The sequence below is a fragment of the Limosilactobacillus fermentum genome (genome assembly GCF_013394085.1).
Taxonomy (GTDB): domain Bacteria; phylum Bacillota; class Bacilli; order Lactobacillales; family Lactobacillaceae; genus Limosilactobacillus; species Limosilactobacillus fermentum.
In genome coordinates, this window is sequence record NZ_CP040910.1 from 372851 (window position 1) to 398492 (window position 25642).

23 protein-coding genes, 1 other RNA gene and 1 other annotated feature are annotated in these 25642 nt (G+C 51.3%); of the genes, 20 read left to right on the plus strand and 4 right to left on the minus strand.

The window, feature by feature from the left end; translation table 11 throughout:
* Positions 1-35 precede the first annotated feature (35 nt).
* Positions 36-1364, minus strand: coding sequence for an APC family permease (locus tag FG166_RS01790; protein ID WP_004562747.1), 1329 nt, complete (start codon positions 1362-1364; stop codon positions 36-38).
* A 227-nt stretch (positions 1365-1591) separates the two neighbouring features.
* Positions 1592-1708 (plus strand) — a sequence feature (ribosomal protein L10 leader region).
* 32 nt (positions 1709-1740) lie between these two features.
* On the opposite strand from FG166_RS01790, the gene rplJ reads away from it, so the two are divergent.
* The 8 genes from rplJ (at position 1741) to brnQ (ending at position 14036) form a co-directional block, all read left to right on the plus strand.
* Positions 1741-2244 (plus strand): 50S ribosomal protein L10, encoded by a 504-nt coding sequence (gene rplJ, locus FG166_RS01795; RefSeq protein ID WP_004562748.1) that lies wholly within the window; start codon positions 1741-1743, stop codon positions 2242-2244.
* Positions 2245-2312: 68 nt separating this feature from the next.
* A complete protein-coding gene (gene rplL, locus FG166_RS01800) occupies positions 2313-2678 on the plus strand; it encodes a 50S ribosomal protein L7/L12 (RefSeq protein WP_004562749.1) in 366 nt (121 codons plus the stop codon).
* Positions 2679-3122: 444 nt separating this feature from the next.
* Positions 3123-4559 carry a cytochrome ubiquinol oxidase subunit I gene (locus tag FG166_RS01805; protein WP_004562750.1) on the plus strand — a complete coding sequence of 479 codons (1437 nt, stop codon included), beginning with the start codon at positions 3123-3125 and terminating at the stop codon, positions 4557-4559.
* A 1-nt stretch (position 4560) separates the two neighbouring features.
* Complete coding sequence (gene cydB / locus FG166_RS01810; RefSeq protein ID WP_004562751.1) at positions 4561-5577, plus strand: cytochrome d ubiquinol oxidase subunit II; 1017 nt, start codon at positions 4561-4563, stop codon at positions 5575-5577.
* On the plus strand, positions 5577-7307 hold the full coding sequence (gene cydD, locus FG166_RS01815) for a thiol reductant ABC exporter subunit CydD (RefSeq protein ID WP_004562752.1): 1731 nt from the start codon (positions 5577-5579) through the stop codon (positions 7305-7307). The genes cydB and cydD overlap by 1 nt, the downstream gene beginning before the upstream one ends.
* Positions 7297-9048, plus strand: a complete 1752-nt coding sequence (gene cydC, locus FG166_RS01820; RefSeq protein WP_004562753.1) for a thiol reductant ABC exporter subunit CydC — start codon at positions 7297-7299, stop codon at positions 9046-9048. The genes cydD and cydC overlap by 11 nt, the downstream gene beginning before the upstream one ends.
* Positions 9049-9526: 478 nt before the next feature.
* Positions 9527-12130 carry a bifunctional acetaldehyde-CoA/alcohol dehydrogenase gene (adhE, locus tag FG166_RS01825; protein WP_004562754.1) on the plus strand — a complete coding sequence of 868 codons (2604 nt, stop codon included), beginning with the start codon at positions 9527-9529 and terminating at the stop codon, positions 12128-12130.
* A gap of 526 nt (positions 12131-12656) precedes the next feature.
* Positions 12657-14036, plus strand: coding sequence for a branched-chain amino acid transport system II carrier protein (brnQ, locus tag FG166_RS01830; RefSeq protein WP_004562755.1), 1380 nt, complete (start codon positions 12657-12659; stop codon positions 14034-14036).
* A gap of 74 nt (positions 14037-14110) precedes the next feature.
* Here brnQ and nrdF read toward each other — a convergent pair whose 3' ends face one another.
* From nrdF to nrdH, 3 genes are all read right to left on the minus strand, one after another.
* The gene (gene nrdF / locus FG166_RS01835) at positions 14111-15112 is read right to left on the minus strand and encodes a class 1b ribonucleoside-diphosphate reductase subunit beta (protein ID WP_004562756.1); all 1002 of its coding nucleotides are present in this window, start codon (positions 15110-15112) and stop codon (positions 14111-14113) included.
* A gap of 61 nt (positions 15113-15173) precedes the next feature.
* The gene (gene nrdE / locus FG166_RS01840) at positions 15174-17345 is read right to left on the minus strand and encodes a class 1b ribonucleoside-diphosphate reductase subunit alpha (protein ID WP_004562757.1); all 2172 of its coding nucleotides are present in this window, start codon (positions 17343-17345) and stop codon (positions 15174-15176) included.
* Between the two features lie 99 nt (positions 17346-17444).
* Positions 17445-17666 carry a glutaredoxin-like protein NrdH gene (nrdH, locus tag FG166_RS01845; protein ID WP_004563324.1) on the minus strand — a complete coding sequence of 74 codons (222 nt, stop codon included), beginning with the start codon at positions 17664-17666 and terminating at the stop codon, positions 17445-17447.
* Positions 17667-17922: 256 nt separating this feature from the next.
* Between nrdH and tadA the strand changes: the two genes are divergently transcribed.
* From tadA to FG166_RS01905, 12 genes are all read left to right on the plus strand, one after another.
* The gene (gene tadA, locus FG166_RS01850; protein ID WP_004562759.1) at positions 17923-18447 is read left to right on the plus strand and encodes a tRNA adenosine(34) deaminase TadA; all 525 of its coding nucleotides are present in this window, start codon (positions 17923-17925) and stop codon (positions 18445-18447) included.
* Between the two features lie 28 nt (positions 18448-18475).
* Positions 18476-18573, plus strand: an RNA gene (gene ffs, locus FG166_RS01855) — signal recognition particle sRNA small type.
* Between the two features lie 129 nt (positions 18574-18702).
* Positions 18703-20394 carry a DNA polymerase III subunit gamma/tau gene (gene dnaX / locus FG166_RS01860; protein WP_004562760.1) on the plus strand — a complete coding sequence of 564 codons (1692 nt, stop codon included), beginning with the start codon at positions 18703-18705 and terminating at the stop codon, positions 20392-20394.
* Between the two features lie 22 nt (positions 20395-20416).
* Entirely contained in the window at positions 20417-20725 is a 309-nt protein-coding gene (locus FG166_RS01865) for a YbaB/EbfC family nucleoid-associated protein (protein ID WP_004562761.1), read from the plus strand.
* A 15-nt stretch (positions 20726-20740) separates the two neighbouring features.
* Complete coding sequence (recR, locus tag FG166_RS01870) at positions 20741-21340, plus strand: recombination mediator RecR (protein ID WP_004562762.1); 600 nt, start codon at positions 20741-20743, stop codon at positions 21338-21340.
* Between the two features lies 1 nt (position 21341).
* Positions 21342-21590: a YaaL family protein gene (locus FG166_RS01875; protein WP_004562763.1), complete on the plus strand. Its 249-nt coding sequence runs from the start codon at positions 21342-21344 to the stop codon at positions 21588-21590.
* Positions 21591-21609: 19 nt separating this feature from the next.
* The gene (gene tmk, locus FG166_RS01880) at positions 21610-22254 is read left to right on the plus strand and encodes a dTMP kinase (protein ID WP_004562764.1); all 645 of its coding nucleotides are present in this window, start codon (positions 21610-21612) and stop codon (positions 22252-22254) included.
* A 12-nt stretch (positions 22255-22266) separates the two neighbouring features.
* A complete protein-coding gene (locus FG166_RS01885) occupies positions 22267-22587 on the plus strand; it encodes a cyclic-di-AMP receptor (RefSeq protein WP_004562765.1) in 321 nt (106 codons plus the stop codon).
* Positions 22588-22604: 17 nt separating this feature from the next.
* Positions 22605-23645: a DNA polymerase III subunit delta' gene (holB, locus tag FG166_RS01890; protein WP_004562766.1), complete on the plus strand. Its 1041-nt coding sequence runs from the start codon at positions 22605-22607 to the stop codon at positions 23643-23645.
* On the plus strand, positions 23638-23973 hold the full coding sequence (locus FG166_RS01895) for a DNA replication initiation control protein YabA (RefSeq protein ID WP_004562767.1): 336 nt from the start codon (positions 23638-23640) through the stop codon (positions 23971-23973). Before holB ends, FG166_RS01895 begins: the two co-directional genes overlap by 8 nt.
* 2 nt (positions 23974-23975) lie before the next feature.
* The gene (rsmI, locus tag FG166_RS01900) at positions 23976-24836 is read left to right on the plus strand and encodes a 16S rRNA (cytidine(1402)-2'-O)-methyltransferase (protein WP_004562768.1); all 861 of its coding nucleotides are present in this window, start codon (positions 23976-23978) and stop codon (positions 24834-24836) included.
* Between the two features lie 19 nt (positions 24837-24855).
* Positions 24856-25611, plus strand: a complete 756-nt coding sequence (locus FG166_RS01905) for an acyl-[acyl-carrier-protein] thioesterase (RefSeq protein WP_004562769.1) — start codon at positions 24856-24858, stop codon at positions 25609-25611.
* Positions 25612-25642 lie beyond the last annotated feature (31 nt).

Genomic DNA, 25642 nt, shown 5'->3' on the forward strand with positions numbered 1-25642 from the left:
GTTAAAGTTGTGATTCGGTAATTGATTGTTCCTAGTTATTCATGGCGCCGGTCGATTTTTTTAACCAGGTAGAAAACGGGGAGGCCAACGACCACGATCCCGATAAATAAGAGCACCCCTTCTGGATCGTTAAAGATTTCGCTGATTAAAACGAAGATCCCCCCGGCAATGGCGACCAGCGGAACGAACGGGTACCACGGGGTCGAAAAGGGCCGCTTGACCAGTTTGTTGCGCCGGAGAATGAAGATACCAAAAAAGGCCAGGGTGTAGAAGCAGTAAACCGTAAAGACGCACAGGTCGGACAGGTGATCGGGGTCAAAGAAGAGCATCATAATAGTGGCCAAGACGATGATGAACAGGGTGGCCACCACCGGGCTCTTTGACTTAGGCGTTAGGTAGGAAAGGGGGCGGGAGAAGGGGAGGTCGTGGCGCTTAGCCATGGCGTAAACGATCCGCGGAAAGGTCAGGATCTTACCATTGATCGTCCCCATCATTGAGACGATAATCCCGATTGATAACAGCTTCCCTCCCATTTGGCCAAAGGCGGCCATGGCGAGGTAGGAAGTGGCGTTATCGCCAAGTTTGTGGATCATTATGGCCGGTAAGAAACGCAGCACCCCGACCGTGATCAAGGTGTAGATGACGAGGACGGCGGTGATCCCGATCACGATCGCCTTGGGTAGTAACTTTTGGGGGTTTTTCATTTCCCCACCGAGGTTAGCGATCAAGATCCAGCCGTCGTAACCAAAGAGGGTTGCTAAAACGGCGACCCCGAAGCCGCCCCCGGCCTGGCTAACTTGACCCACGGTTTGCCCAAAGGCATTGTGGTGTCCCCAAAGCAAACCGAAAATGATGATGGCAGCGATCGGGATTAACTTGCCGGCGGTGGTGATAACGGAAAAGGCGGCGCCAACCTTGTTTTCGAGCAGGTTTAAGGCCCCGATAAAAAGGATTGTGATCAGGGCGAGGGGAATTCGCCAGTCGCTGGAGAGGCCAAAGAGGTTGGTCATCATGATTGCCATGAAGCCAGCCACCGAAGCGATGATGGCGGGACCATAAACGATGACTTGCATCCACCCGGCTAAAAAGCCCCAGATTCGGCCATACAGATTTTCGATGTAGACGTACAGCCCCCCGGTGTAGGGCATTTGCGAACCGATTTCGGCGATGGTAAGCCCGGCGGCCAGGGTGATGACGCCACCAAAAATCCAGGCGAAAATAGCCATGGTGGAAGAGCCGGCGGAGTCAAGGACGGCCCCTTGTTTAAAGAAGATCCCGGAGCCGATGATCGTCCCAATCACGATTGAAAGGGCCGACCACAAACCGAGGGATCGCTTAAGCTCTTCTTGTGGTTGTTCTTGCATAACCGATGAACCTCCTTATGCGTAATCTGGAAAAATTGTTAATATTAGATAAATCTATCCTAACAAAGGTCATAGATAAAAACAATCTAGTGTAGATATTTAATAAAGTTCGCCTTTATTTGTTAGTAAAAGTGAAGAAATGAAATTTTCACCGCTAGGAAACGAACTTTGCTGAACAATCAAAAAAGACTTGCAATTAAAGGTGAACCTTGGTATCCTAGGGGAGTTGATTAAATATGACTCTGCCTAAGACTCAGGTGGCGCAAGCCTCAATACCCTGCCGAGGAAGAAATGAAATGTTCCTTCTCTATGTCTGCCAGTCATAGGGAATTTTTTATAAATTCCAATCAAACTAACATGTAGGAGGTGTAATTTCATGAGTGAAGCAGCTATCGCTAAGAAGGCGGAAGAAGTCAAGTCCGTTAACGCCCAACTGTTGGCCGCTGAATCCGCCATCGTGGTTGATTACCGTGGTTTAACTGTTGAAGAAGTCACTGACTTGCGTAAGCAACTCCGTGACGCCAACATCAAGATGAGCGTTATCAAGAACAAGATCTTGGAACGGGCCGTTGAAGGGACTGACTACGAAGACCTGAAGGCTACCTTTGTTGGCCCAACGGCCGTTGCCTTTTCTGATGAAGACCCGATTGCGCCAGCAAAGATCTTGAAGAAGTTTGCTGATGATCACGATGCCCTTGAAATCAAGGGTGGGATCATCGAAAAGAAGGTCCAAACGCTCGACGCCATCAACGAATACGCTACGATGCCTGGTCGCGAAGACTTGCTGTCCATGCTTGCTTCCGCATTGCAAGATCCAATGCGCAAGATCGCACGGGCTGTCAAGGCCGTTGCCGACAAGGGCGACGAAGAAGCCGCCTAAGCGTCATCGTTACGTTATCGTATCGACCATTAACACAATTCATTACCTAAATATTGGAGGAAAATAACATGGCTTTTGATAAGGATGCTATCATCGCTTCCCTCAAGGAAGCTTCTATCTCTGACCTTAACGACCTTGTTAAGGCAATCGAAGAAGAATTCGACGTTTCTGCTGCTGCTCCGGTAGCCGTTGCCGGCGCTGCTGGTGGCGAAGCTGCTGCTAAGGACAGCTTCACTGTAGAACTTACTTCTGCAGGTTCTGCTAAGGTTAAGGTTATCAAGGTGGTTAAGGACATCACTGGTCTTGGCTTGAAGGATGCTAAGGCTCTTGTTGATGGTGCACCTTCTAACGTTAAGGAAGACGTTAAGGAAGACGAAGCCAACGACATCAAGGCTAAGCTTGAAGAAGTTGGTGCTTCCGTTACCCTTAAGTAATCAAGCATCATTTAAAACACTCACTAGCTTTGGTGAGTGTTTTTTTTGTTGCCTAAGAAAAGAGGCTTGGTTTTCCTGATCGGTAATCAAAACCGTCAGTTAATTAGAAATAGTGATGACTACGATGTTAAATGGGTTAGCGGGTAGTAAAGGGGTGTTGTTGAATAGCTAGCTCGTTTTTGTCTAAAAGTGATATTTGATTATCGAATGATCATTAATACAAAAATGAACAAATCGTCCGCTAAACAATAACCGTTTTTATGGTGTCGCTAAGAGAACCTTCAAGGCGTCCCCTTAGCCTTCGTGGTAATTAATTTCGTTATATTATGAAAAAACAGTCGTTGAAATGATTAGTGATCTGGTGTATTCTTTAGTGGAAGAAGCAATTATTATTAACAGGTGATAAGAACTTATCACCGCCTATCATTTGGGGAGGAACTGAAAATGACAATTGTTAGTCTTGCACGTTTCCAGTTCGCGATGACGACGATTTTCCACTATTTCTTCGTTCCGTTTTCAATCGGAACGGTCTTCGTTGTTGCCGTGATGGAAACGCGCTATGTTCAGACCAAGGATCCAGCCTACCGGAAGATGACCAAGTTTTGGGGGAACATTTTCCTCTTGAGCTTTGCCGTTGGGGTGGTTACTGGTTTGATTCAAGAATTCCAGTTCGGGATGAACTGGTCGGATTACTCACGGTTTATGGGGGACATCTTCGGGGCGCCGTTAGCCTTTGAAGCCTTGATGGCCTTCTTCGTGGAATCCACCTTCATTGGACTGTGGATGTTTACTTGGGACCGGGTAAAGAAGGGCTTGCACCTCTTCTTCATCTGGATGGTCTTCATTGGGACGACCGTTTCGGCCCTGTGGATCTTAACTGCCAACTCCTTTATGCAACACCCAGTTGGTTACACGATCAAAAACGGCCGGGCCGAAATGGTTAACTTTGGGGCGCTGCTCGCTAACAAGCAATTATTATTCGAATACGGTCACGTTGTATTAGCAGCCCTTTTAACCGGTGCGACGGTCATTACCGGGTTGGCAGCCTTCCAACTGCTTAAAAAGAAGCGGACGGTTTCCGACGTCAACAAGAAGATCTACCACAAGACGATGCGGATGGGGATGTGGATGATGCTCATCTTCTCGTTGGGGACGATCTTAGTTGGGGACCTTCAAATGAAGTACCTTGTTAAGGAACAACCAATGAAGTTCGCCGCTACCGAAGCGGTTTACACGACGACGGGTAAAAAGGCGCCATGGTCCGTGGTGGCCCTGGTTGACCCGAAGACCCACAAGACGGAAGCAAGCATTGACATTCCGGACATGTTGTCGCTACTGACTTACGGTAAGACGACTGGTTCCGTTACCGGGATGAAGGAAATCAACGCTCAGCTTGAAAAGAAGTACGGCACCAAGATTGGCGGCCAAAAGGTTAGCTACTACGTTCCGGTTAACACCCTGTTCTGGAGTTTCCGGGTGATGGTCGGGTTTGGTAGCTTACTCTTCTTGGTATCGCTTTGTGGACTAATTGCCACCAGAAGGGGCAGGACCGCAATGTACGAGAAGCGTTGGGTAATGTGGCTGTTTGGCCTCTTAACCTTCAGCCCGTTCCTGGCTAACACGACCGGGTGGATGATCACTGAATTTGGTCGTTACCCGTGGACGGTGTACGGGCTCTTCACGATTGCCCAATCCGTTTCGCCAAACGTTTCCGTTACGTCCCTGCTCATTTCTAACATTGTCTACTTCTTACTCTTCACTGGTTTAGCCGCCGTGATGATCGCCTTGGTTTGCCGGGAGCTTCGTCACGACCCGAACGAAGTTGAAGAAGGACAATTAGAAAAGCTTACCGCCGATCCGTTTGCAAAGGGGGCCTTCTAAGATGTCAGCATTACAACTCGTATGGTTCATCTTAATTGCGGTCTTATTCTCCGGCTTCTTTTTCCTTGATGGTTTCGACTACGGGGTCGGAATGGCCGTTAAGACCTTGGCAACCAACGATGAAGAACGTACACAAGTGATTCAAACAATTGGACCCGTCTGGGACGGGAACGAAGTGTGGTTAATTACCGCCGGGGGGGCCATGTTTGCCTCCTTCCCGTACTGGTACGCTTCCCTGTTCTCCGGTTACTACCTGGTGCTCTTGTTCATTTTGGTTGGCCTGATTATTCGGGGGATTTCCTTTGAATTCCGGGCTAAGAGCCCAGCTAAGTACAAGCATGTTTGGGACACCACCTTGGCCTTGGGGAGTTTCATTGTGCCCTTCTTATTCGGGACCCTGTTCATCTCGATGATTAAGGGGATGCCAATTGACGCTCAGGGGAACATGCACGCCACGTTCTTTGACTACTTCAACTGGTTCTCGCTCGTTGGAGGGGTAGCCTTGACACTCTTGACCTACCTACACGGGTTAAACTACCTAACCTTGAAGACGGTGGGACCAATCCACGAACGGTCCAAGAGTTTTGCTAAGTTGCTTTATTGGGTCCTTTACGCGGGTGAAGTGGTCTTCGCCCTGCTGTTGATCTTCCAAACCGACTTTATGAAGCTTCACCCGGCCGGCACTCTGATTTGCCTGGTCTTAATCGTGGCCTTCTCCGTGATCGCCCACGTTGGGGTGATCACCAACCGGCAGGGAATGGCCTTCATTTCCAGCGGGTTGACGATGGTCGCTTTGGTGGTGCTGTTGTTCCAAGGCCTGTACCCACGGCTGATGGTTTCTTCCATCTCCTCTTCGTACGACCTGTTAATTAAGAGTGGTTCCTCGTCGCCGTACACGCTGGTGATCATGACGACGGCTGCGGTAATCTTAGTTCCAATCGTGTTACTTTACACGGCTTGGGCTTACTGGATCTTCCGTAAGCGGATTGAAATGCCAGCCATTGGGGGGAGTAACTAATGATTGATCGTGCCCTGTTTAAATTACCGGGTGCCCGATCAATGATCATGGGGCTTGTGGGACTCGATGTCCTACAAGCTCTTTTGATTATCGGTCAAGCACTCTTCTTGAGTCAGTCAATAACCGGGTTGTGGCAGGGTCACGCCCTAAAGACGGTGGCGGGTCCGATTGCTTACTTTGCACTGTGTTTCATTGGCCGCCAGTTAATTAACTGGTTCAACGCCCGGCGCCTGGACGATTTTGCCGGGTCCGTGGCCAAGGATATGCGCAAACAACTGCTACAAAAAGTCTTCGCACTCGGTCCCGAAGCGGTGGCCAAGAAGGGGACCGGGAGTATGGTTACCGTCACCCTCGATGGGATTTCTAACGTTGAAGATTACCTGCAACTGACCCTGTCTAAGATCGTGACGATGATGATCACTCCTGTCATGATTCTGATTGCAGTAGCCTTTTTAAACTGGCAATCAGCCGCCATCATGTTGGTGATCTACCCACTCATCATCCTCTTTATGATCATCTTAGGTTACGCCGCCCAGACCCGGGCCGACCGGCAGTACGAAAATTTTCAGCGCCTCTCCAACAACTTTATCGACTCCTTGCGGGGAATTGATACCCTAAAGTACTTTGGCTTGTCCAAGCGTTACTCCAACTCGATCTTTAAGTCGAGCGAGTCCTTTCGTAAGTCGACCATGGACGTTTTAAAGGTCGCCATGCTATCGACCTTCGCCCTTGATTTCTTCACCACCCTATCGATTGCCATCGTGGCCGTGTACCTGGGGTTTGGCTTGATTGACGCCGAAATTCCGCTTTTCCCGGCCCTGGCCACCTTGATTTTGGCCCCGGACTACTTTTTACCGATCCGCAACTTCGCCAATGATTACCACGCTACCTTGGACGGGAAGAACTCCTTTCGAGACGTGATGGAAATCGTTGGTCAAAAGCAAGCCCCCGCACCAGAATTTAAGCTGCACGCCTGGCAAGCTGATGACCAGCTAGAAATTAACGACCTGGCCTTCCGTTACCACGAGGGGGGCAAGATCGCCCCGTTGTCCGTTCGGTTGCGTGGCTACCAAAAGGTCGGAATCATCGGGATGTCCGGTTCCGGTAAGACCACCTTAATTAACCTCTTGGCGGGATTTTTAACGCCTGAGCAAGGGGAGATTAAGTTTCAGGGCCAAACTAGTGCGACGATGAACATCGCCGATTGGCAACACCAAATCACCTACATCCCCCAAAGCCCCTACGTTTTCGCCGCTAGCTTACGGGATAACGTCGCCTTTTATACCCCGGGGGTTTCCGATGAAGAAGTGAAGGATGCCATCCACGTCGTTGGTCTCGATGACCTGTTGGCTGACCTACCAGCGGGCTTAGACACCATGATTGGGGGCGGGAAACGAGCCCTTTCCGGTGGCCAAGCCCAGCGGATTGCGTTGGCCCGGGCTTTTTTGGACCACAAGCGGCGGGTGATGATTTTTGACGAACCAACCGCCCACTTGGACATCGAAACCGAGCTAGACTTAAAGGAACGGATGTTACCGTTGATGGAAAACCGCCTGGTCTTCTTTGCCACCCACCGGTTGCACTGGATGAAGAAGATGGACTACATCTTGGTGATGGACCACGGTCAACTGGTCGAGCAGGGGACTTACCAAGAACTGTTGGCCAAGAATGGTTACTTCACCAAGCTGATTCAACAAACGAAGGGAGAGGGGGAGCAAGATGTTCAATAAAGTTCGTCTCTTACGGGATTTGAAAAATGACCAATGGGTGCGCCCCTTTTTGCATTACTACAAAAAGACCCTGTGGCTAGCCCTGACGCTCGGGGTATTAACCTTTGTCTGTGGGGCCGGGTTGATGTTTGACTCCGGTTACCTGATTTCAAAGGCCGCCACCCACCCGGATAACATCCTCTTGATCTACGTACCAATTGTCTTGACCCGGGCCTTTGGGATTGGCCGGCCGGCCCTACGTTACGTGGAACGGCTGGTCAGCCACAACTGGGTGTTAAGGATGACCTCGGCCTTTCGCAAGAAGCTGTATGATTCCTTAGAAGGTGACGCCGTCTTCTTTAACAGTAAGTACCAGCTGGGCGACATCTTGGGGCTCTTGTCCGAAGACGTTTCCCACATCCAAAACCTCTACTTACGGACGGTTTTTCCGATGATCGTTTCCTGGAGCCTGTACGTCATCATCGTGGTGGGGATTGGCTTTTTGTCACCTTTGATGGGGCTATGGGTGCTAATCACCTTTGGCCTAATGATCTTTGCGATTCCACTCTGGTCCGTCATCATTAACGGGGCCCGGCAGGCGGTGGAAAAGAAGACTAAAAATGATCTCTACACCGACCTAACCGATAACGTAATGGGAATCACCGACTGGGTCCTGGCCGAACGGGGGCAGGAATACGTTAACTTGCATAACCAACACGAAGAGCAGTTGATGAAGGTGCAACACCGGATGCACCGGTTTGAATTCTTCCGTAACTTCGTTTTGCAAATGCTATTCATCCTAATCGTGGTCAGCTTGCTCTTGTGGGCCGGGACTTACTTTGGCGGGCAATATGGGGGCCCGGCTAACTGGATCGCCGCCTTCGTCTTAGCGGCCTTTCCACTGGTCGACGCCTTTGCCGGTTTACCGGATGCGGCCCAGGAAACCAACATTTACGCCGATTCCTTGGAACGGTTAAATAACCTGCCTAAGCCACAAGCTACCCCAGAAACCGCCGTGGCCCTGAATGGCCCGTTCACGGTCAAGGTTGAAGACGTCCACTACACCTACCCGCAAACAACGCGCGAGGTCTTAAGTGGTATTGATTTAACAATCACGCCCGGCCAAAAGCTGGCCATTCTTGGTCGGTCGGGGTCTGGGAAGTCCACCCTCGCCGCCCTGTTGCGGGGGGACCGAACACCAACCAAGGGGCAAATCACCTTAAACGGGGTAGCTACGGCCACGTTGGGCGACCAGGTGGCCGATTACGTAGGGGTGATTAACCAGTCACCTCACCTCTTCAATACGACGGTCGCCAATAACGTCCGGATCGGGAATGAGAACGCCAGTGACGAGCAGGTGTGGGACGTGCTCGAACGGGTGGGGTTAGCCGAGATGATCAAGAAGCTTCCCCAGGGGCTGGAGACCCAGGTTGACGAAGCCGGCCTCCGCTTCTCCGGTGGGGAACGCCACCGCCTATCTCTGGCCCGGATCCTGCTAAAAGACGCTCCAATCATCCTATTGGACGAGCCAACGGTCGGGCTGGACCCGGTTACGGAACAGGAGGTCTTAGACACCTTTATGACCCAGTTACAGGGCAAGACCCTAATCTGGATTACTCACCACCTCCAGGGGGTCGCTAAAATGGATCAGGTGGTCTTCATTGAAGATGGTCACCTCGCCATGCAGGGGACCCCGGCAGAATTGGAAGTCAGTTCCGCACGGTACCGTCACCTACTGGCGGCCGACCGGGGTGAGGAGTAAACGAATGAAATGATGGCTGAGCGGTTGGGAAGTACCCTCCTGACAAGATTATAGGTAAGGTCGGACGAAGACTAAGGCGTTACGTACCATTTTTCGGCCTTCTTAGGCACTTGGCTTGCGATTATAACATTCATGAATAAAGTAAGAGGCCGGGAGAAGCCTGTTTTCTCCCGACCTTTTTTATTTTCTTCCGGGAGCTAGGGGCGGCCCAAAGGTATTTGGTGGGTAAAATTAGACCAATATTTTTTGGTCAGTAAACAAATTCAATTATTCACATAATCTTGAAAACGCTTTCTTACTTACAAGACGGGTTAACGATTTTATGTCTTGAAATTTAATTCACAATCAATCCAGTAAAAAGCCATTAGACCTTTTTATATAAGGGAAAAAACCTTGTTGACTAAATCACAAAAATGGATTAATCTTATAACCGTAAACAAGTTAATTTCTTCACAAAACCTGAGGAGGAAGCTTTAAAATGGCGAAGCAAAGTGAACCACAAAAGATGACGAAGACCGAAAAGATGGTGGACGACCTGGTCCAAAAGGCCCACCAAGCGCTCGATATCATGAGCGAATTCGACCAAAAGAAGGTGGACTACATTACCCACCAAATGGTCGAGGCTGGCCAAGATAAGCACATGGAACTGGCGATCGAAGCCGTCAAGGAAACCGGTCGTGGGATCGTGGAAGATAAGGCGATCAAGAATATGTTTGCGACTGAAGAAATTTGGCACAACATTCGCAAGGACCACACCGTTGGGGTAATTGAAGACAACAAGGCCGATGAGTTAATTACGGTTGCCGAACCGCTCGGGGTCTTAGCCGGAATCACGCCGGTTACCAACCCAACCTCAACGACGCTGTTTAAGGCCATCATTGCCATGAAGACCCGCAACCCAATCATCTTCTCCTTCCACCCACAAGCCTTGGAATGCTCCCGTCACGCCGCTCGAATCGTGCGGGATGCCGCCATCGCCGCCGGGGCACCGGAAGGAGCGATCCAATGGATTGACGAACCAAGTCGGGAATCTTCAACCGCATTGATCAACAACCCTGGAATTGCCTGTACCTTAGCTACTGGGGGCCCCGGCATGGTGAGGGCTGCTTACTCCACCGGGAAGCCAGCCCTGGGGGTGGGACCTGGTAACGGTCCGGTTTATATCGAAAAAACCGCTAAGATTGCCCGGGCCGTCAACGACATTGTTTTATCCAAGACTTTTGATAACGGGATGATCTGTGCCACGGAAAACTCTGCCGTTATTGACCACGAAATTTACGATGAAGTGAAGGCCGACTTGAAGGCGAACCGCGTCTACTTCGTTCCCCAAAATGAACACGCTAAGTTGCGCAAGGTAATGTTTAACGAACAAACCGGTGGGGTTAACGGCCCGATCGCCGGTAAGTCCGCTATGCAAATTGCCGAAATGGCCGACATTAAGGTGCCAGAAGACACCCAGGTCCTGGCCGTCGAAGTTAATGCCATTGGTAAGCAAGAACTACTCTCCGGTGAAAAGCTGAGCCCAGTTTTGTCGGTTTACAAGGCCATGGATCAACAAGATGCCTTTGATAAGTGTGAAGCCCTACTTAACTACGGGGGACTGGGCCACACGGCTGCCATTCAAACCCAAAACATGGACCTAGCTCGTGAATTTGGGGTGGCGATGAAGGCCTCACGGATCATCGTTAACTCCCCGTCCGGACTCGGTGGGATTGGGAACATCTACAACCGGATGACCCCATCTTTGACCCTAGGGACTGGTTCATGGGGGGAGAACTCGATTTCCCACAACGTGACCGATTACGATTTGCTAAACGTAAAGACAATTGCCAAGAGGCGGAATAACATGCAATGGATTAAATTACCACGGATCTACTTCGAACGCGATTCTGTTCGTTACCTCAAGGATATGCCAGGGATCAAGCGGGTCTTCATCGTTACTGGCCCATCAATTCAAGCCCACGGCTACGTTGATGTGGTGACCGACCAATTGAGGCTGCGGGAAAACGATGTCCAATACCTGGTCTTCTCCGATGTCGAAGCCGATCCATCCACGACGACGGTTGAAAAAGGGGTCGCCCTGATGAAGAGCTTCAAGCCGGACACGATTATCGCTTTGGGTGGGGGTTCGCCGCTGGACGCCGCCAAGGGGATGTGGATGTTCTACGAGGACGAAAATGCTTCCTTCTTCGGGGCAAAGCAAAAGTTCTTGAACATCCGTAAGCGGGCCTACCGCTTCGACAAGCCGAAGAAGGCCCAAATGGTGGCGATCCCAACCACTTCCGGGACCGGGTCCGAAGTAACGCCGTTCGCCGTGATTACGGACGCCAAGACCCACGTGAAGTACCCACTGGCCGATTACGCTTTGACGCCGGACGTGGCCATCGTTGACCCCCAGTTTGTGGACACGGTACCAAAGGGCAACATCGCCGCTTCCGGTTTGGACGTCTTGTGCCACTCGATTGAATCCTACGTTTCCAGCATGGCCTCCGATTACACCCGGCCGCTGTCCTTGCAAGCCATCAAGTTAGTCTTTGACAACTTAACCGCTTCGTACAATGGGGATGAAGAAGCCCGGGCTGCCATGCACAACGCTTCGACCTTAGCCGGGATGGCCTTTGGGAACGCCTTCTTAGGGATCAACCACTCAATCGCCCACAAGCTGGGTGGTGAGTTTGGCCTGACCCACGGGATCGCCATCGCCATCACGATGCCACACGTCATCAAGTTTAACGCCACCCTGCCAAAGAAGTTTAGCACGTGGCCGAAGTACGAAGCCTTCCGGGCCGCCGATGACTACGCAACGATCGCCCGCACGATCGGTTTGACCGGCGACTCCAACGAAGAGTTGATCAACAAGCTCTGCGACAAGATCAAGGACTTGGCCCACTCGCTGGGCGTAACCCTGAGCTTGAAGGCCTGGGGCGTCGACAAGGCTCACTTCGACAAGGTGGTTGACCACCTAGCCGTCTTAGCCTACGAAGATCAATGTACGACGGCTAACCCGCAAGAACCACTGATTGCCGACCTGAAGCAAATCATGATCGACGAATACGACGGGAAGGGCGTCGAAACCAAGTAAGTACGAAAAGTGGGGAATAATCTCTTGGGCCTGCTTAGACACTAGGCCGTTACCACAATTTCTGTCTAACATTCGGGAATACAGCAAGGGGCCGGGAAAACAGAGCTTTTTCCGGCCCCTTTAGGTTAAAGGACTCTAATTTGCTGATTGACATAGCGGCGCCCCTCCGTTATTCTAGAAATAAGTTAACAACGAAAGAAACACGGTGAACAGGAGAGTAACTCCCGTTATAAACCAGTAAGCGAGCCCCGTTGAGTGGAAGGGGGTCTGGTTTGAAGGGAGCGAAAGTAGCCTGGGAGTGGTCGATGCGAAGTTTGAGTGTCGAACGGGTGCGCCCGTAATCGCGCCGGCGTATTCCGCGGAGTACGCGTTGAGGCGGGGCCAGCGATGGTGCCGTAAATCAAGGGTGGTAACACGCTTAGGCGTCCCTTCAGGTTAATGACCTGAGGGGGCGCCTTTTTTCTTTCGTTGGGATCTGAACTTAGCTAAGTTCTCTGACGTAAGCATTTATAAGGAGGACCAACTCATGAAACAAACATTATCAATTCGCAAATACCTATTAATCGGCTCGTTAATTTTCGGGATGCTGTTTGGGGCGGGAAACTTGATCTTTCCGGTTCACCTGGGCCAAATGGCGGGGGCCTACTGGTTGGCGGCTACTGGGGGCTTTTTGTTCTCCGGGGTGTTGCTACCGCTGATGGCGCTCCTGGCGATTTCCATTACCCGTGCTAAGGGGATTTACGACCTCGCCCGGCCCAACGGACACTGGTACGCCTTGCTCTTTTTAATCCTGGTGCACGCCACCCTGGGGCCGCTCTTTGCCACCCCGCGGACGGCCACCGTTCCGTACACGATCGGCTTTGCCTCCCATATCCCAGCGAACCTAAACTGGGTGGGTCTGTTGATCTATTCGGCAATCTTTTTTGGCCTGGTTTACTACTTCTCCTCAAAGGAAACCAGCATTACGACCATCATTGGTAAGGTCTTAAACCCGCTCTTCTTGCTAATGCTGCTGGCCATTTTCTTACTCGCCGACATCAGCCCACTGGGGAAGGCGTCCACCACCACGATCACGGCGGCTTACCAACACGCGGCCTGGACGAACGGCTTCTTGCAGGGCTACAACACGATGGACGCCTTGGCCGCACTGGCCTTTGGGGTGACGGTGATCACCGCGATCCGGTCCTTTAAGCTTAAAAACGATCGTCAAGTTGCGATTGCCACGGCCAAGGGTGGGGCCGTTGGGATCATCGGGATTGCCCTGATTTACATCGGCCTGATTTACTTAGGAGCGACTAGCTTACATCACTTTACAATGGCCGAAAACGGGGGGATCACCCTGGCGCAGATCGCTCACTTTTACCTGGGGACCTTTGGCGACGCCCTGTTAGCCACCCTAGCCACGGTTGGCTGTTTGACGACGGCGATGGGGCTGGTGGTGGCCTTTGCCCAGGACTTCCACAAGCGCTTCCCTAAGGTTTCCTACCAGCGTTTTTTACTCTTTAACTGTGGCCTGTCCTTTGTGGTGGCCAACCTCGGTTTGAACCGGATCATCACCTGGTCGACGCCGGTGTTGATGTTCCTCTACCCGTTAGCAATCACGCTGATTATCTTGGGAATTGCCTCGCCACTCTTTAATAATGACCGCTTGGTTTACCGGCTGACCACTGGGTTAACCCTGATCCCGGCCTTCTTCGACATGGTGAACAACTTACCAGCCATCTTACGGGCAACCGCATCAGCTCAATGGTTGATCAACCTAGCCAGTCACTTCTTGCCGTTTTTCAACCTCGGCTTTGGCTGGCTGACCTTTGGGATTGCCGGCTTCGGGTTGGGCCTGGCCGGCCACTTCCTGTTGAACCGGCAAGCTAGTACGGCGCCGACGATGCAGGGGGAACGAGACTAGGTGGGATCCAATTCATTTAACCATAATAAAACACCCGTCATGGCCGTGACCATGGCGGGTGTTTTTACTTGAAATTAGTCCTTAGCGTTAATGTCCTTGCCGGCGTTCGGGTCGGCCACGTGGTAGTCGCTGTCGCTCATTGCTTCAACGGCCCCCAAGCGGTAACCATTCCCAACTTGGCTGAAGAAGTCGTGGTTGGACGTGGTCGTGGAGATCCCGTTCATGACCACTGGGTTGACATCGGAAGCCGTGTCAGGGAAGAGTGGGTCTTGACCAAGGTTCATTAAGGCCTTGTTAGCGTTGTAGCGGATGAAGACCAAGACGTCATCGGTCCAGCCGATTTGGTCGTATAAGACGTGAGTGTACTTCTCTTCGTTGTCGTAAAGTTCGTACAAGAAGTCGTACATCCAACGCTTCATGTCTTGTTGTTGCTTTTCGGTCAGTTGGTTCATGCCAACTTGGAACTTGTAGCCAATGTAAGTGCCGTGGACGGATTCGTCCCGCAAAATCAACTTGATGATTTCAGCAACGTTGTTAAGCTTGTTGTGCCCCAAGTAGTACAGCGGGGTGTAGAAGCCGGAGTAGAATAAGAAGGTTTCCAAAAAGACGTTAGCCACCTTTTTCTTCAGCGGGTCTTCTTGGGCGTCCAAGTAGAGGTTACCAATTTTAACGGCCTTGTTTTGCAGGTATTCTTCACTATCGGACCATGAGAAGATTTCATCGATTTCGTCTGGCGTGTTTAAGGTGGAGAAAATCGTTGAGTAAGACTTGGCGTGAACGGATTCCATGAATTGGATGTTGTTTAAGACCGCCGTTTCGTGAGGGGTCTTAACGTCTTGTTTCAAAGCGGTCAGCCCAGCTTCTGATTGCAAGGTATCCAGCAGGGTCAAGCCACCGAAGACGTGGCCAACCGTCCACTTGTGGTCGTCGTCTAATTCGCGCCAGTCATCCAGGTCGTTTGAAACCGGGATCCGGGTGTCTAGCCAGAATTGTTCCGTCAACTTCTCCCAGGTCGCCTTGTCAATCATATCGGACACTTGGTTCCAATTGATTGCTTTATAATTCTTAATTGCCATTCGATTAATCTCCCTATCAATTAATTTGTTAATGTGAACGATTTAATTATGACTGATCAGCTTAAATTACGCAAGATTCACATTGGTTGGCGCCGACTTCTTCGTTATCATCCGTGAAGGTCCGGATGTAGTAAATCGACTTAATGCCCTTTTGGTGGGCGTAGTGACGAAGGATGTTTAGGTCGCGGGTGGTCATCTTTTCCGTCCGCCCGTCCTTCCATTCGTACATGCCGGCTGGAATGGTCGAGCGCATGAACAGGGTCATCGACAGGGACTGGTCGACGTGTTCCTGGGCGGCGGCGTAGGTATCAATGACGCTACGCATGTCCGTATCGTAAGCGGAGCGGTAGTACGGCATCGTGTCGTTGGATAGGTATGGGGCCGGGTAGTAGACCTTACCAATCATCTTTTCTTGCCGTTCTTCGATCCGGTTGATGATGGGGTGTAGGCTAGACGTGGAGTCCCCAATGTAAGAGGTCGAGCCGTTCGGTGCCACGGCGAGGCGGTAGGCATTGTAGAGACCGGATTCTTGAACCCGTTGCTTGAGTTCTTGCCAGTCGTCTGGGGTTGGGATAAAGAAGCCGGCAAAGAGTTCCTTAACGGCGGCGGACTTTGGCCCCCAGTCCTTAGTCAGGTACTTGTCAAAGTAGGAACCGTCAGCGTAGGCAGACCGTTCGAAGTTGGCAAAGTTTTCACCCTTTTCCTGGGCGATTTCGTTAGAAGCCACTAAGGTCCAGTAGTTTAAAAGCATGAAGTAAACGCTGGTGAACTCAAGGGCAACCGGAGAACCGTACATGATGTGGTGCTTAGCTAAGAAGCCGTGTAGCCCCATCGCTCCTAACCCAACCGAGTGGAAAAGGTCGTTGCCGTGCTTGATGGATGGGACTACGGTTAAGCTTTCAGCATCGGAAATGTGGGTCAGACCACGCATCATCGCCCGAACGGAGCGTCCGAGGTCTGGTGTTTCCATCAGGTTAGCGATGTTTGTGGAACCGAGGTTACAAGAAACGTCGGTGCCGAGGGTTTCGTAGGTTTGGTCATCGTTGACCCGGGACGGAATCTGAACTTGGGCAATTTCGGAACAGAGGTTAGACATTACGATTGTTCCTTCAATTGGGTTGGCCTTGTTAACCGTATCGACGTTAACAATGTATGGGTAGCCAGATTCTTGTTGTAACTTGGAGATTTCGTCTTCCAACTCACGGGCGTTGACCTTCTTCTTGGTGATTTCAGGGTTAGCAACCAGGTTGTCGTATTCCTTGGTGATGTCAACGTAAGAGAAGGGCTTACCGTAGATTCGTTCCACGTCGTACGGGGAGAAGAGGTACATTGGGGCGTCTTCTTCCACTAACTGGTAGAACTTGTCCGGCACCGTTACCCCCAGGGAAAGGGTCTTTAAGCGAACCTTTTCGTCGGCGTTTTCCTTTTTGGCCCCCAAAAAGTCAATGATGTCGGGGTGGAAGACGGAGAGGTAAACAACCCCCGCTCCTTGGCGCTGCCCCAGTTGGTTGGAGTATGAAAAGGCGTCTTCTAAGAGCTTCATGACCGGGACAACCCCGGAAGCGGCCCCCTTGATCTTCTTGATTGGGGCGCCGGCTTCGCGGAGGTTATTTAAGTTGATGCCGACCCCGCCACCGATCTTGGATAGTTGCAAAGCGGAGTTGATCGTCTGCCCGATCGTGTTCATGTCATCGGTAGCTTGGATTTCAAAGCAGGAAACGAATTCCCCGCGCCGCTTGCGACCAACGTTTAAGAAGGTTGGCGTGGCCGGTTGGTAGCGTTGGTGGATTAACTCATCAGCCAGGTCCATGGCCAGTTGTTCGTCCCCGTTGGCTAGGTACAAGGCGTTCATAGCCACCCGGTCGATGTAGTTTTCCAGGTAGTATTCCTTGTCGTTGGTCCGCATGGCGTATTGGGCGTAAAATTTGTAGGCGGCCATAAAGGAGTGGAAGTGGAAGTCTTGTTCCTTTAAGTATTGGTAGAGTCGATCTAAAAAGGCGGGCGTATATTGGCGAATAAAGTCTTCTTCGAGGTAGTCGTTTTCGATTAACCAGTTTAGCCGTTCCATTACGGAGGAGAACTTCTTGGTGTTTGGTTCCACGTTTTCCTTAATAAAGTCGTCTAGGGCTTCTTGATCGAGGTTCAACTGGATTTGACCATCCTTGGGGATGTTGATCTCGTTGTTTAGGTCGAAGTACTTCACCTTGGTCATATCAATTTCTGAAAGAGCCATTGATCACGTTCCTACTTTCTTTTATACCTGAGTTAATAACAATAAAAAGGGCGGGCACCTAGAACAGGTGTCGCCGCCCGTAAAATTTTTGCAGCGCCCTTAGGCCAAGGCTGAAAGGCGATCCGGTCGAAAACCGGTGAAGGCGTTACCGTCGGGAAGTTTAACGACGGGGGTTGCCAAAAAGCCTTCTGCCTTTAAGTTTTCGATGAATTCAGGTTGTTCATCGATGTTGTGTTCAATGAACGCTACATTGTGTTCCTCTAAGAAACGCTTGGTCATTTTGCATTGAATGCAATTATTCTTGGAAAAGACGGTTACCATGAGCATTTCCTCCCTTACCAATATTTGATGTTTTCTAGTATAGCCGATCAATCATAAAAAGACCACCATATCTCGTGCTGGTCGAAAACGATAACACAAGATATGGTGGTTGATGGGACGTGGTTAGGACCGAATCAAAAAAAGTTGAAAAATTTTTAGCCGATGATTGAACAGTCATATCGACAGATTTGAAAGTAACTAAGAGCATATTGTACACTGAAGAGCGATAAAAAACTAGCCAAAAGGGGGGCAAAGAATGGAAGAAAAAATAACGGAGCGTGGTTATATGAAGGAGGCCTTCAAGGAGGCTAACCAAGCGGCCTTGCTGGGCGAAGTTCCAATTGGGGCGGTCGTCGTTTATAAGGGGAAAATTATCGGACGAGGACACAACATGCGGGAAAAATTCCAAGATGCCACCTACCACGCCGAAGTATTAGCAATCATGGAGGCCTGCCAAGCGTTGGGTTCGTGGCGACTAGAAGAATGTGATCTTTACGTCACCCTTGAACCGTGCATCATGTGTTCCGGGGCGATCATCAATTCACGGATTAAACGAGTCTTTTTTGCGGCCCCGGATGAAAAGGCGGGGGCGGTATCCTCCCTTTACCACCTATTAGAAGATACCCGCTTGAACCACCAAGTTGAAGTTCACCAGGGCCTAATGCAAGAAGAAGCCAGTCAAATGCTCAAGGAGTTCTTTCGGGCGATCCGTAAGCGGCAAAAGACGGCGAAGAAAAAACGGCGCCAGGAAGAAAATGCGGCTCAAAAGGCTGGTCAGTGACCGAAAAATAGTGTATGATTGTTTTTGCCGTTAGGCCTTAGGGCAAGGGCGTCCTTACGAACCGTGTCAGGCCTGGAAGGGAGCAGCACTAAGTTTGCGATTTCTTGTGCCCTAAGTTTGAATGAAATTAACCAGGAGGCTGGGAGAAACATTGTTTTCTCCCAGCCTCTTTGAATTTTGAGATATCTCTTTTGGTAGATGATTAAAAGCTAGTATAATGGATAAAGATATCTTCAAAAGCAGGGAGGAACAGAGATGAGTTATCAGGCGCTCTACCGGGTTTGGCGACCCCAGCGGTTTAGTGACCTCGTTGGTCAGCAGATCGTTTCGACCACCTTAAAAAACGCCATCATCACCAAAAAAATTAGTCACGCCTACCTCTTTGCCGGTCCACGGGGAACGGGGAAGACATCGGCGGCGAAAATTTTTGCCAAGGCGGTAAACTGCCACCACCAAACGGATGGGGAACCCTGCAACGAGTGCGAACTCTGCCAAGCAATCACGGCGGGGCAACTAAATGACGTAATTGAAATCGACGCCGCTTCCAATAACGGGGTTGAGCAGATCCGTGACATTAGAGATAAGGTCAAGTACGCCCCCACCCAGGCTGACTATAAGGTTTATATCATTGACGAAGTCCACATGTTATCGACCGGGGCCTTCAACGCCCTCTTGAAAACCTTGGAGGAACCGCCAGCCAACGTGATCTTTATTTTGGCTACTACGGAACCGCACAAGATCCCGCTGACGATCATTTCCCGGGTTCAGCGCTTTGATTTTAGACGAATTAGCGCAAAGGACGCCTTTGAGCGGATGAAATACATCCTGGATCAAAAAAAGGTCGCCTACCAAGAGGACGCCCTATGGGTGATTGCCAACGCCGCTGAGGGGGGGATGCGGGACGCCTTAAGTATTCTCGACCAGGCACTGTCCTTTGGCGATGAGCAGGTGACCATTGATGACGCCTTATTGGTGACCGGGAGTGTGACCAAGCAGCTGGTGCAGGAATATTTCCTGCAAGTAGCCAAGGGTGATAGCGCCCCGGCCTTAGAGACCCTTACTAAGATCACCGGGGCGGGCAAGGACGGTCAGCGTTTCATTGAGGACCTGATCTCCTTTATTCGCGACGTCCTCTTGTACCAGGAATCACCAAGTTTGATTGACCTGCCGGCGACGGGCCTGCGTAAGGAAGATTTTGATCAACTGAGCGGCGCCGCAGGTTCGACGGCTCTGTATCAAATGATCGATACCCTAAACGATATCCAACAGGAGATGCGCTTTACGACGCACCCGGACGTCTACCTAGAAGTGTTAACCGTCCGGTTGTGCCAGATTAGAGGGGACGAAAGAACCCAGCCAGGTGCTGACCAAGCGGAACTTACGCAGCTTCGCCAGGCGGTAGCTGCCTTACAACAAGAGGTTAATCAGCTACGCCAAACCCCACCAGCAGAGGTGAAAACACCGGCGCCAAGGCCGAGCCGGTCGACTAGCAATAAACAGGCGTTGCGGATTAACTTAGCCCAGGTTAACTTGATCTTGACCAACGCAACCCGGCCTGAGTTAGAGAATTTAAAGGGCCTGTGGGGAGACATGCTTTCCTTATTAGATAACGCTCAGAGCTCGTTGATCAATAATTCTGAGCCGGTGGCTGCCAGTCCGGCGGGGGTCGTGGTATCCTTTGATAATAACTTCCTCTTTGAACAGGCCAACGGGGGCAACCTAGGTAACGCAATGGGGGCGGCCCTACAACAGTTGACCGGTAGCGAACGCCAAGTGGTCTTCGTGCCTAAGGACAAGTGGCCCCAAATGCGCCAAGACTTCTTAGTGGAAAATGGTTACTTAAAAAAGGGAACCGCTAAAAAGGAGGCCCCCAAGGCAACTGATCCGGTAGTCAGTCAGGCCGAAAAGTTGTTTGGCCCGGACGCAATTGAAGTAAAAAACGATTAATAATAAAGGATGGTAATGAATTATGATGCGCGGAATGAACATGCAAAAGATGATGAAGCAAGCCCAAAAAATGCAAAAGCAAATGATGGCCGAACAAGAAGAATTAGCGGCCATGGAATTTGTTGGCCAAGCGCCGGACGAAATGGTAACGGCGACTTTAACCGGGGACAAGAAGCTCAAGGATTTGAAGATTAACCCAGAGGCGGTGGACCCAGATGACGTGGATATGTTAAGCGACTTAATCGTAGCGGCGGTTAACGATGGCTTAGACAAGGTTGAACAGGCCACCCAAGCTAAGATGGGTAAGTACACCCGCGGGTTAGGAATGTAAGGTTTAGGTGAGCAAATGCAGTACCCAGAACCGATTGCCCGTTTAATCGATAGCTACATGAAGCTGCCGGGAATCGGGGAGAAATCTGCCACCCGGCTCGCCTTTTACACCTTGGGCATGTCCGATGCGGACGTGGATAACTTTGCCAAGTCGTTAAGGGCCGTTAAGCGCGACTTGCACTACTGCAGCGTGTGCGGGAACATTACCGAAGACGACCCGTGTCCCATTTGTAAGGATAAGACCCGTGACCAAAGCCGGGTCTTGGTGGTGGAACGGTCCAGAGACATTATGGCCATGGAACGGATGAAGGAATACCACGGCCTTTACCACGTCTTACACGGGACGATATCGCCAAGCGAAGGGACGGGCCCCCAAGACATTAACTTGGAGAGCCTCTTAAAGCGCCTTGAAGCGCATAAGGAAATCCAAGAGGTGATCGTGGCCACCAACGCTTCTTTAGACGGGGAAACCACCGCCCAGTACTTGGCCCACTTGATTAAGCCAGCTGGGATCAAAGTAACCCGCTTAGCCCATGGTTTATCAGCGGGGGCGGACATTGATTACACTGATGAAGTGACCCTCTTCCGGGCGGTTCAAGGGCGAACGGAGATGTAAGATGTTTTTCAAACGACCACAACATCAAGTTGAACAGGAAGGTAACCAACGCTTGTTAAACTTGATTTACCAAACCAAGGCCAGCTGGGATCACGCAAAGGAAACGGAGCAAGCTGTTTACGAAAGCCATGTTAATAACGAGCTCAAGGAGCGAACTAAGCTGCAAGAGCGTAAGTACTTATACTTGTACGAACGGGCACGTAAGCGAGGCTTGCACGGTAAGACCAACGCTGGTGTAATTATGCAATAAGATAGGGGCGCACCAAGAGATGAGCGGACGATTTATTAGTTTTGAGGGGCCAGACGGGGCCGGGAAGACAAGTGTCTTAACCGCGATCCGGACGGGCCTAGTTAACCAGTTGGGTGATCAAGTTGTCTATACCCGTGAACCCGGGGGAAACCCAATCGCCGAACAAGTACGGGCGGTCTTGTTAGATAAGCAAAACGGGGCGATGGATGACTGGACGGAGGCCTTATTATACGCGGCTTCCCGGCGCCAACACGTGGTTGAAACCCTTAAACCGGCACTTGAAGCGGGGAAGCTAATTTTGTGCGACCGCTACTTGGATAGTTCAATTGCCTACCAGGGTGGGGGACGTGAGTTAGGGATCGACCGAATCTGGGAGTTAAACCAGTACGCCATTGACGGTCTCTTGCCGGACCTAACCATTTTTTTGGACCTCCCCGTGGAAACCGGGTTAGCCCGGATTGAAAAGGGACGGGCGGAGACAATTAACCGCTTGGATGAGCAAACCACCAACTTCCACCGGCGGGTCCGTCAGGCCTACTTAACCCTGGCCGAGCGCTTCCCAGAACGAATTGTGAAGGTAAACGCCGATCAGGAATTAGCGCGGGTAATTGAAGACGTACGAAGCGCAATTCACGCACGTTACGCAGACCTATTTACCAACTAAGGAGGAACCGTCATGAAGATGATTATGGCCATTGTGCAACCAAAAGACAGCAACCGCCTTCGCGACGCCTTTAACGACGCCAAGATTGGCGCCACCAAACTTTCGAGTACCGGGGGCTTTTTGCGGGAAGGGAACACGACCTTTTTGATTGGGGTCGCCGACGATCGTGTTGACGATGTCTTAGAGATCATCAAGAAAAACGCCGAGTCCCGGGAGCAATACATGACGCCGCCTACCCACATGGATAACGGGGCGGGCGCCATGCCAATTAACGTGCAAGTCGGGGGCGCGACCGTCTTCGTCTTACCGGTTGAGCAGTTCTTACACTTCTAGGACGGAGGGAAGAGAACATGGAGCGTGAGCTAACCGCCACCGCACTACAACCTGAAATCACGGCGCGCTTTGCCAGCCTAATTGAGCGGGGGACGCTGGCTCACGCCTACCTCCTAGTGGGCAACGTCAACATGGGAACGGTCGCGTTAGCAACGGAGGTCGCATTACGCTTGTTTTGCCCCCATCAAGACGACCAGGGGCATCCCGATCGGACGTGCCCAGAGTGCCAGCGGGTTCTTTCGGGGAACCACCCGGACGTGGTGGTTGCCCGTCCCGAGGGGCGTCAGATTAAGGTTGATCAGGTCCGCTATCTAAAGGCTGAATTTTCCAAAACCGGGGTTGAAGGGGAGAAAAAGGTGTTCATCATCGAGGGGGCCGAAACCTTAACCGGCTCGGCTGCTAACTCCTTATTGAAATTTATCGAAGAACCCGGACCGGGGGTCTACATCTTTTTGTTAACTCCTAACAAAAATGCCGTTTTGCAGACGGTTCAATCCCGGTGCCAAGTAATCGAATTACGCCCCTTGCCAAGTGAAATGGTTAAAGAGCAGCTGCAAGAGGCGGGGGTACCAGAATACCTGGGCCCCCTGGCCGCGGGGCTGGGACTAAGCGCCAAGCAGGGGGCCTCTTTGATGGAAGACGACTGGCTCCCCACCAGCGTGAAACTAGTTTTCGACTGGTTTAAGGAGGTAGCTAGTGGCGATCCGCTCAGCTTTGTGGACGTCCAAACTGGTTTTTTAAAGCAGGGTAGCGACCGGGCAAAGCAACTAGTCTTGTTGGACCTAGTGACGATGGTTTGGCGCGACGCCCTCTTGTTAAAGAACCGGGTGACCGAACCAGAGCGGCTTCACTTTCGTCAGTGGCAAGCAGAAGTGGCCCAACTGATCATGCCAAGTTCGGCCCAGCAAGTTCTCGTGGCCAGTGAACTAACCTTAGAGGGGCGCCACTTGCTTGATCAAAACATAAGCTTTCAAAATGTGGTGGAGCAATTAACGCTCCGCCTCCTCTTGGTGATGAAGGGTGACTTTAGTGAGGAAAGGGGCAGCAACCGTGAGTGAACACCTTGATAAGGGCAACCTGTATGATCGCTTGAACCAGGCCATTCAGCAGACCAGGGAACTAGTGGTCAGCATGGAGGGGTTGCAAAAGATGATGACGCAGGTATTAGAAGAAAACGCCGCCTTGTCAATTGAAAATGACCACCTAAGGCGCCTATTGGAATCACAGAGCCAAAAGGATGCCGGTGGGCTGACGGCTTCACAAAAGAAGCTCCAAAAGATCTACGAGGAGGGCTTTCACATCTGTCACGAATACTACGGAAAGCGTCGCGATGATGAGTGCCTCTTTTGTCAATCGGCGTTAAACCCGCGTAAGAAAGGAAAATAGGGATGCAAAGACAGGCAAGTTTTCAAGCAACCGAAACGGGGCGGCTGTACTTAGTACCCACTCCCATTGGTAACTTAGACGACATGACCTTCCGGGCGATTAAGGTGCTAAAAGAGGTTGACCTGATTTGTGCCGAGGATACCCGCCACACCCGGCAGCTACTAAACCACTTTGAGATTACCACCAAGGCGATTAGCTTTCACGAACACAACACTGAACAGCGGCTGCCAGAGCTGGTGGCCCGCTTAAAGCAAGGGGAAAACTTGGCCCAGTGCAGTGACGCTGGGATGCCATCGATTTCAGACCCCGGCAAGGAGCTAGTGGCGGCCTGCGTTAAAGAAGGGATTCCGGTGGTCCCCCTCCCCGGGGCCAACGCCGCGCTCACCGCTTTGATTGCTTCAGGACTTTCCCCCCAGCCCTTCTACTTTTACGGTTTCTTGGAGCGCAAGCACCAGCAACAGGTGACAGAATTAACGGCCTTAAGGAACCGGGGCGAGACGATGATTTTTTACGAGGCGCCCCACCGGTTGGCTAAAACCTTAACCACGATGGCTGAGGTTTTTGGAGAGGAGCGCCAAGCCGTTTTGGCCCGGGAATTGACCAAGCGCTACGAAGAGTTTGAGCGGGGCAGCCTAGCGGAACTCGTGGCGTGGGCAAAAGAAGGGGTCCGGGGCGAGTTTGTGGTGATGGTGGCCGGCAATGACCACCCCCAAGAAGATGAACAACGCCCCTCGGGAACGCCCTTAGAACAAATTCAATCCGCCGTGGATGGCGGTCAAAGTCCTAACGCCGCGATTAAGCAGGTCGCCAAACGGCTCGGCTTGAACCGTCAGGACTTGTATAAGCAGTACCACCAATTATAGGAAGGATCGAACGAGCAGGATGGCAACGGAATTTGAAATGCACCACCACGTTAAGTACTACGAATGTGACACCAGTGGTCACCCCACCCTGGCCATGATCGTTGCAATGCTGATCCTCGCTTCCGAAGCCGATAACAAGGAAAACGGGGTCGGCCTAAAGCGGGCGGGCCAGTACGGTGGTGGCTGGGTGATCATCAACTACGAAGGAACCCTAGCTGAAAAGCAACCGGTGAAGGGTGAAGAGGTAATCTTAGGGACTCGGGTCCGGGCGTACAACCGCTTCTTTGTGATTCGTGACTTTTGGGTCAAGGATTTAGCGGGCAACTACTACGCTAAGGTGAGTGGGACCTTTGTCTTCATGAACCTGGCCAAGCGTAAGATTATGACGATTCCCCAGGAGATGATTGATACCTTCCAGATGGACGAAACCAAGCGCTTACCACGCCTGGAAAAACCCAGCCTGCCAGAAGACCAAGCCGGCTGGGCGAAACGGGACTACCGTGTTCGTTACTTTGACATCGATGGTAACCAACACGTCAATAACGCCCACTACTTTGAGTGGATGATGGACGTCTTGGACGGCGACTTTTTGCGCACCCACCAGGTAGTTAAGATGCAGACCGAGTTTGCCCACGAAGTTCGCTACGGGCAAACGGTTACGAGCACCGGGTCGACCCCGGTTGAAAAAGAGGGGCTAATGGTGACCCATCACCAAATCACCTGCCAAGGACAAGAGAGCGCCCGGGCGACCTTTTACTGGCAACCACGGAATTAAATGAAACGGGATCAGACCTTACGGGAGTCGG

Coding starts and splice junctions, on each gene's coding strand:
- FG166_RS01790 (WP_004562747.1), bottom strand. CDS start 1,364: ATGCAAGAACAACCACAAGAAGAGCTTAAGCGATCCCTCGGTTTGTGG.
- rplJ (WP_004562748.1), top strand. CDS start 1,741: ATGAGTGAAGCAGCTATCGCTAAGAAGGCGGAAGAAGTCAAGTCCGTT.
- rplL (WP_004562749.1), top strand. CDS start 2,313: ATGGCTTTTGATAAGGATGCTATCATCGCTTCCCTCAAGGAAGCTTCT.
- FG166_RS01805 (WP_004562750.1), top strand. CDS start 3,123: ATGACAATTGTTAGTCTTGCACGTTTCCAGTTCGCGATGACGACGATT.
- cydB (WP_004562751.1), top strand. CDS start 4,561: ATGTCAGCATTACAACTCGTATGGTTCATCTTAATTGCGGTCTTATTC.
- cydD (WP_004562752.1), top strand. CDS start 5,577: ATGATTGATCGTGCCCTGTTTAAATTACCGGGTGCCCGATCAATGATC.
- cydC (WP_004562753.1), top strand. CDS start 7,297: ATGTTCAATAAAGTTCGTCTCTTACGGGATTTGAAAAATGACCAATGG.
- adhE (WP_004562754.1), top strand. CDS start 9,527: ATGGCGAAGCAAAGTGAACCACAAAAGATGACGAAGACCGAAAAGATG.
- brnQ (WP_004562755.1), top strand. CDS start 12,657: ATGAAACAAACATTATCAATTCGCAAATACCTATTAATCGGCTCGTTA.
- nrdF (WP_004562756.1), bottom strand. CDS start 15,112: ATGGCAATTAAGAATTATAAAGCAATCAATTGGAACCAAGTGTCCGAT.
- nrdE (WP_004562757.1), bottom strand. CDS start 17,345: ATGGCTCTTTCAGAAATTGATATGACCAAGGTGAAGTACTTCGACCTA.
- nrdH (WP_004563324.1), bottom strand. CDS start 17,666: ATGGTAACCGTCTTTTCCAAGAATAATTGCATTCAATGCAAAATGACC.
- tadA (WP_004562759.1), top strand. CDS start 17,923: ATGGAAGAAAAAATAACGGAGCGTGGTTATATGAAGGAGGCCTTCAAG.
- dnaX (WP_004562760.1), top strand. CDS start 18,703: ATGAGTTATCAGGCGCTCTACCGGGTTTGGCGACCCCAGCGGTTTAGT.
- FG166_RS01865 (WP_004562761.1), top strand. CDS start 20,417: ATGATGCGCGGAATGAACATGCAAAAGATGATGAAGCAAGCCCAAAAA.
- recR (WP_004562762.1), top strand. CDS start 20,741: ATGCAGTACCCAGAACCGATTGCCCGTTTAATCGATAGCTACATGAAG.
- FG166_RS01875 (WP_004562763.1), top strand. CDS start 21,342: ATGTTTTTCAAACGACCACAACATCAAGTTGAACAGGAAGGTAACCAA.
- tmk (WP_004562764.1), top strand. CDS start 21,610: ATGAGCGGACGATTTATTAGTTTTGAGGGGCCAGACGGGGCCGGGAAG.
- FG166_RS01885 (WP_004562765.1), top strand. CDS start 22,267: ATGAAGATGATTATGGCCATTGTGCAACCAAAAGACAGCAACCGCCTT.
- holB (WP_004562766.1), top strand. CDS start 22,605: ATGGAGCGTGAGCTAACCGCCACCGCACTACAACCTGAAATCACGGCG.
- rsmI (WP_004562768.1), top strand. CDS start 23,976: ATGCAAAGACAGGCAAGTTTTCAAGCAACCGAAACGGGGCGGCTGTAC.
- FG166_RS01905 (WP_004562769.1), top strand. CDS start 24,856: ATGGCAACGGAATTTGAAATGCACCACCACGTTAAGTACTACGAATGT.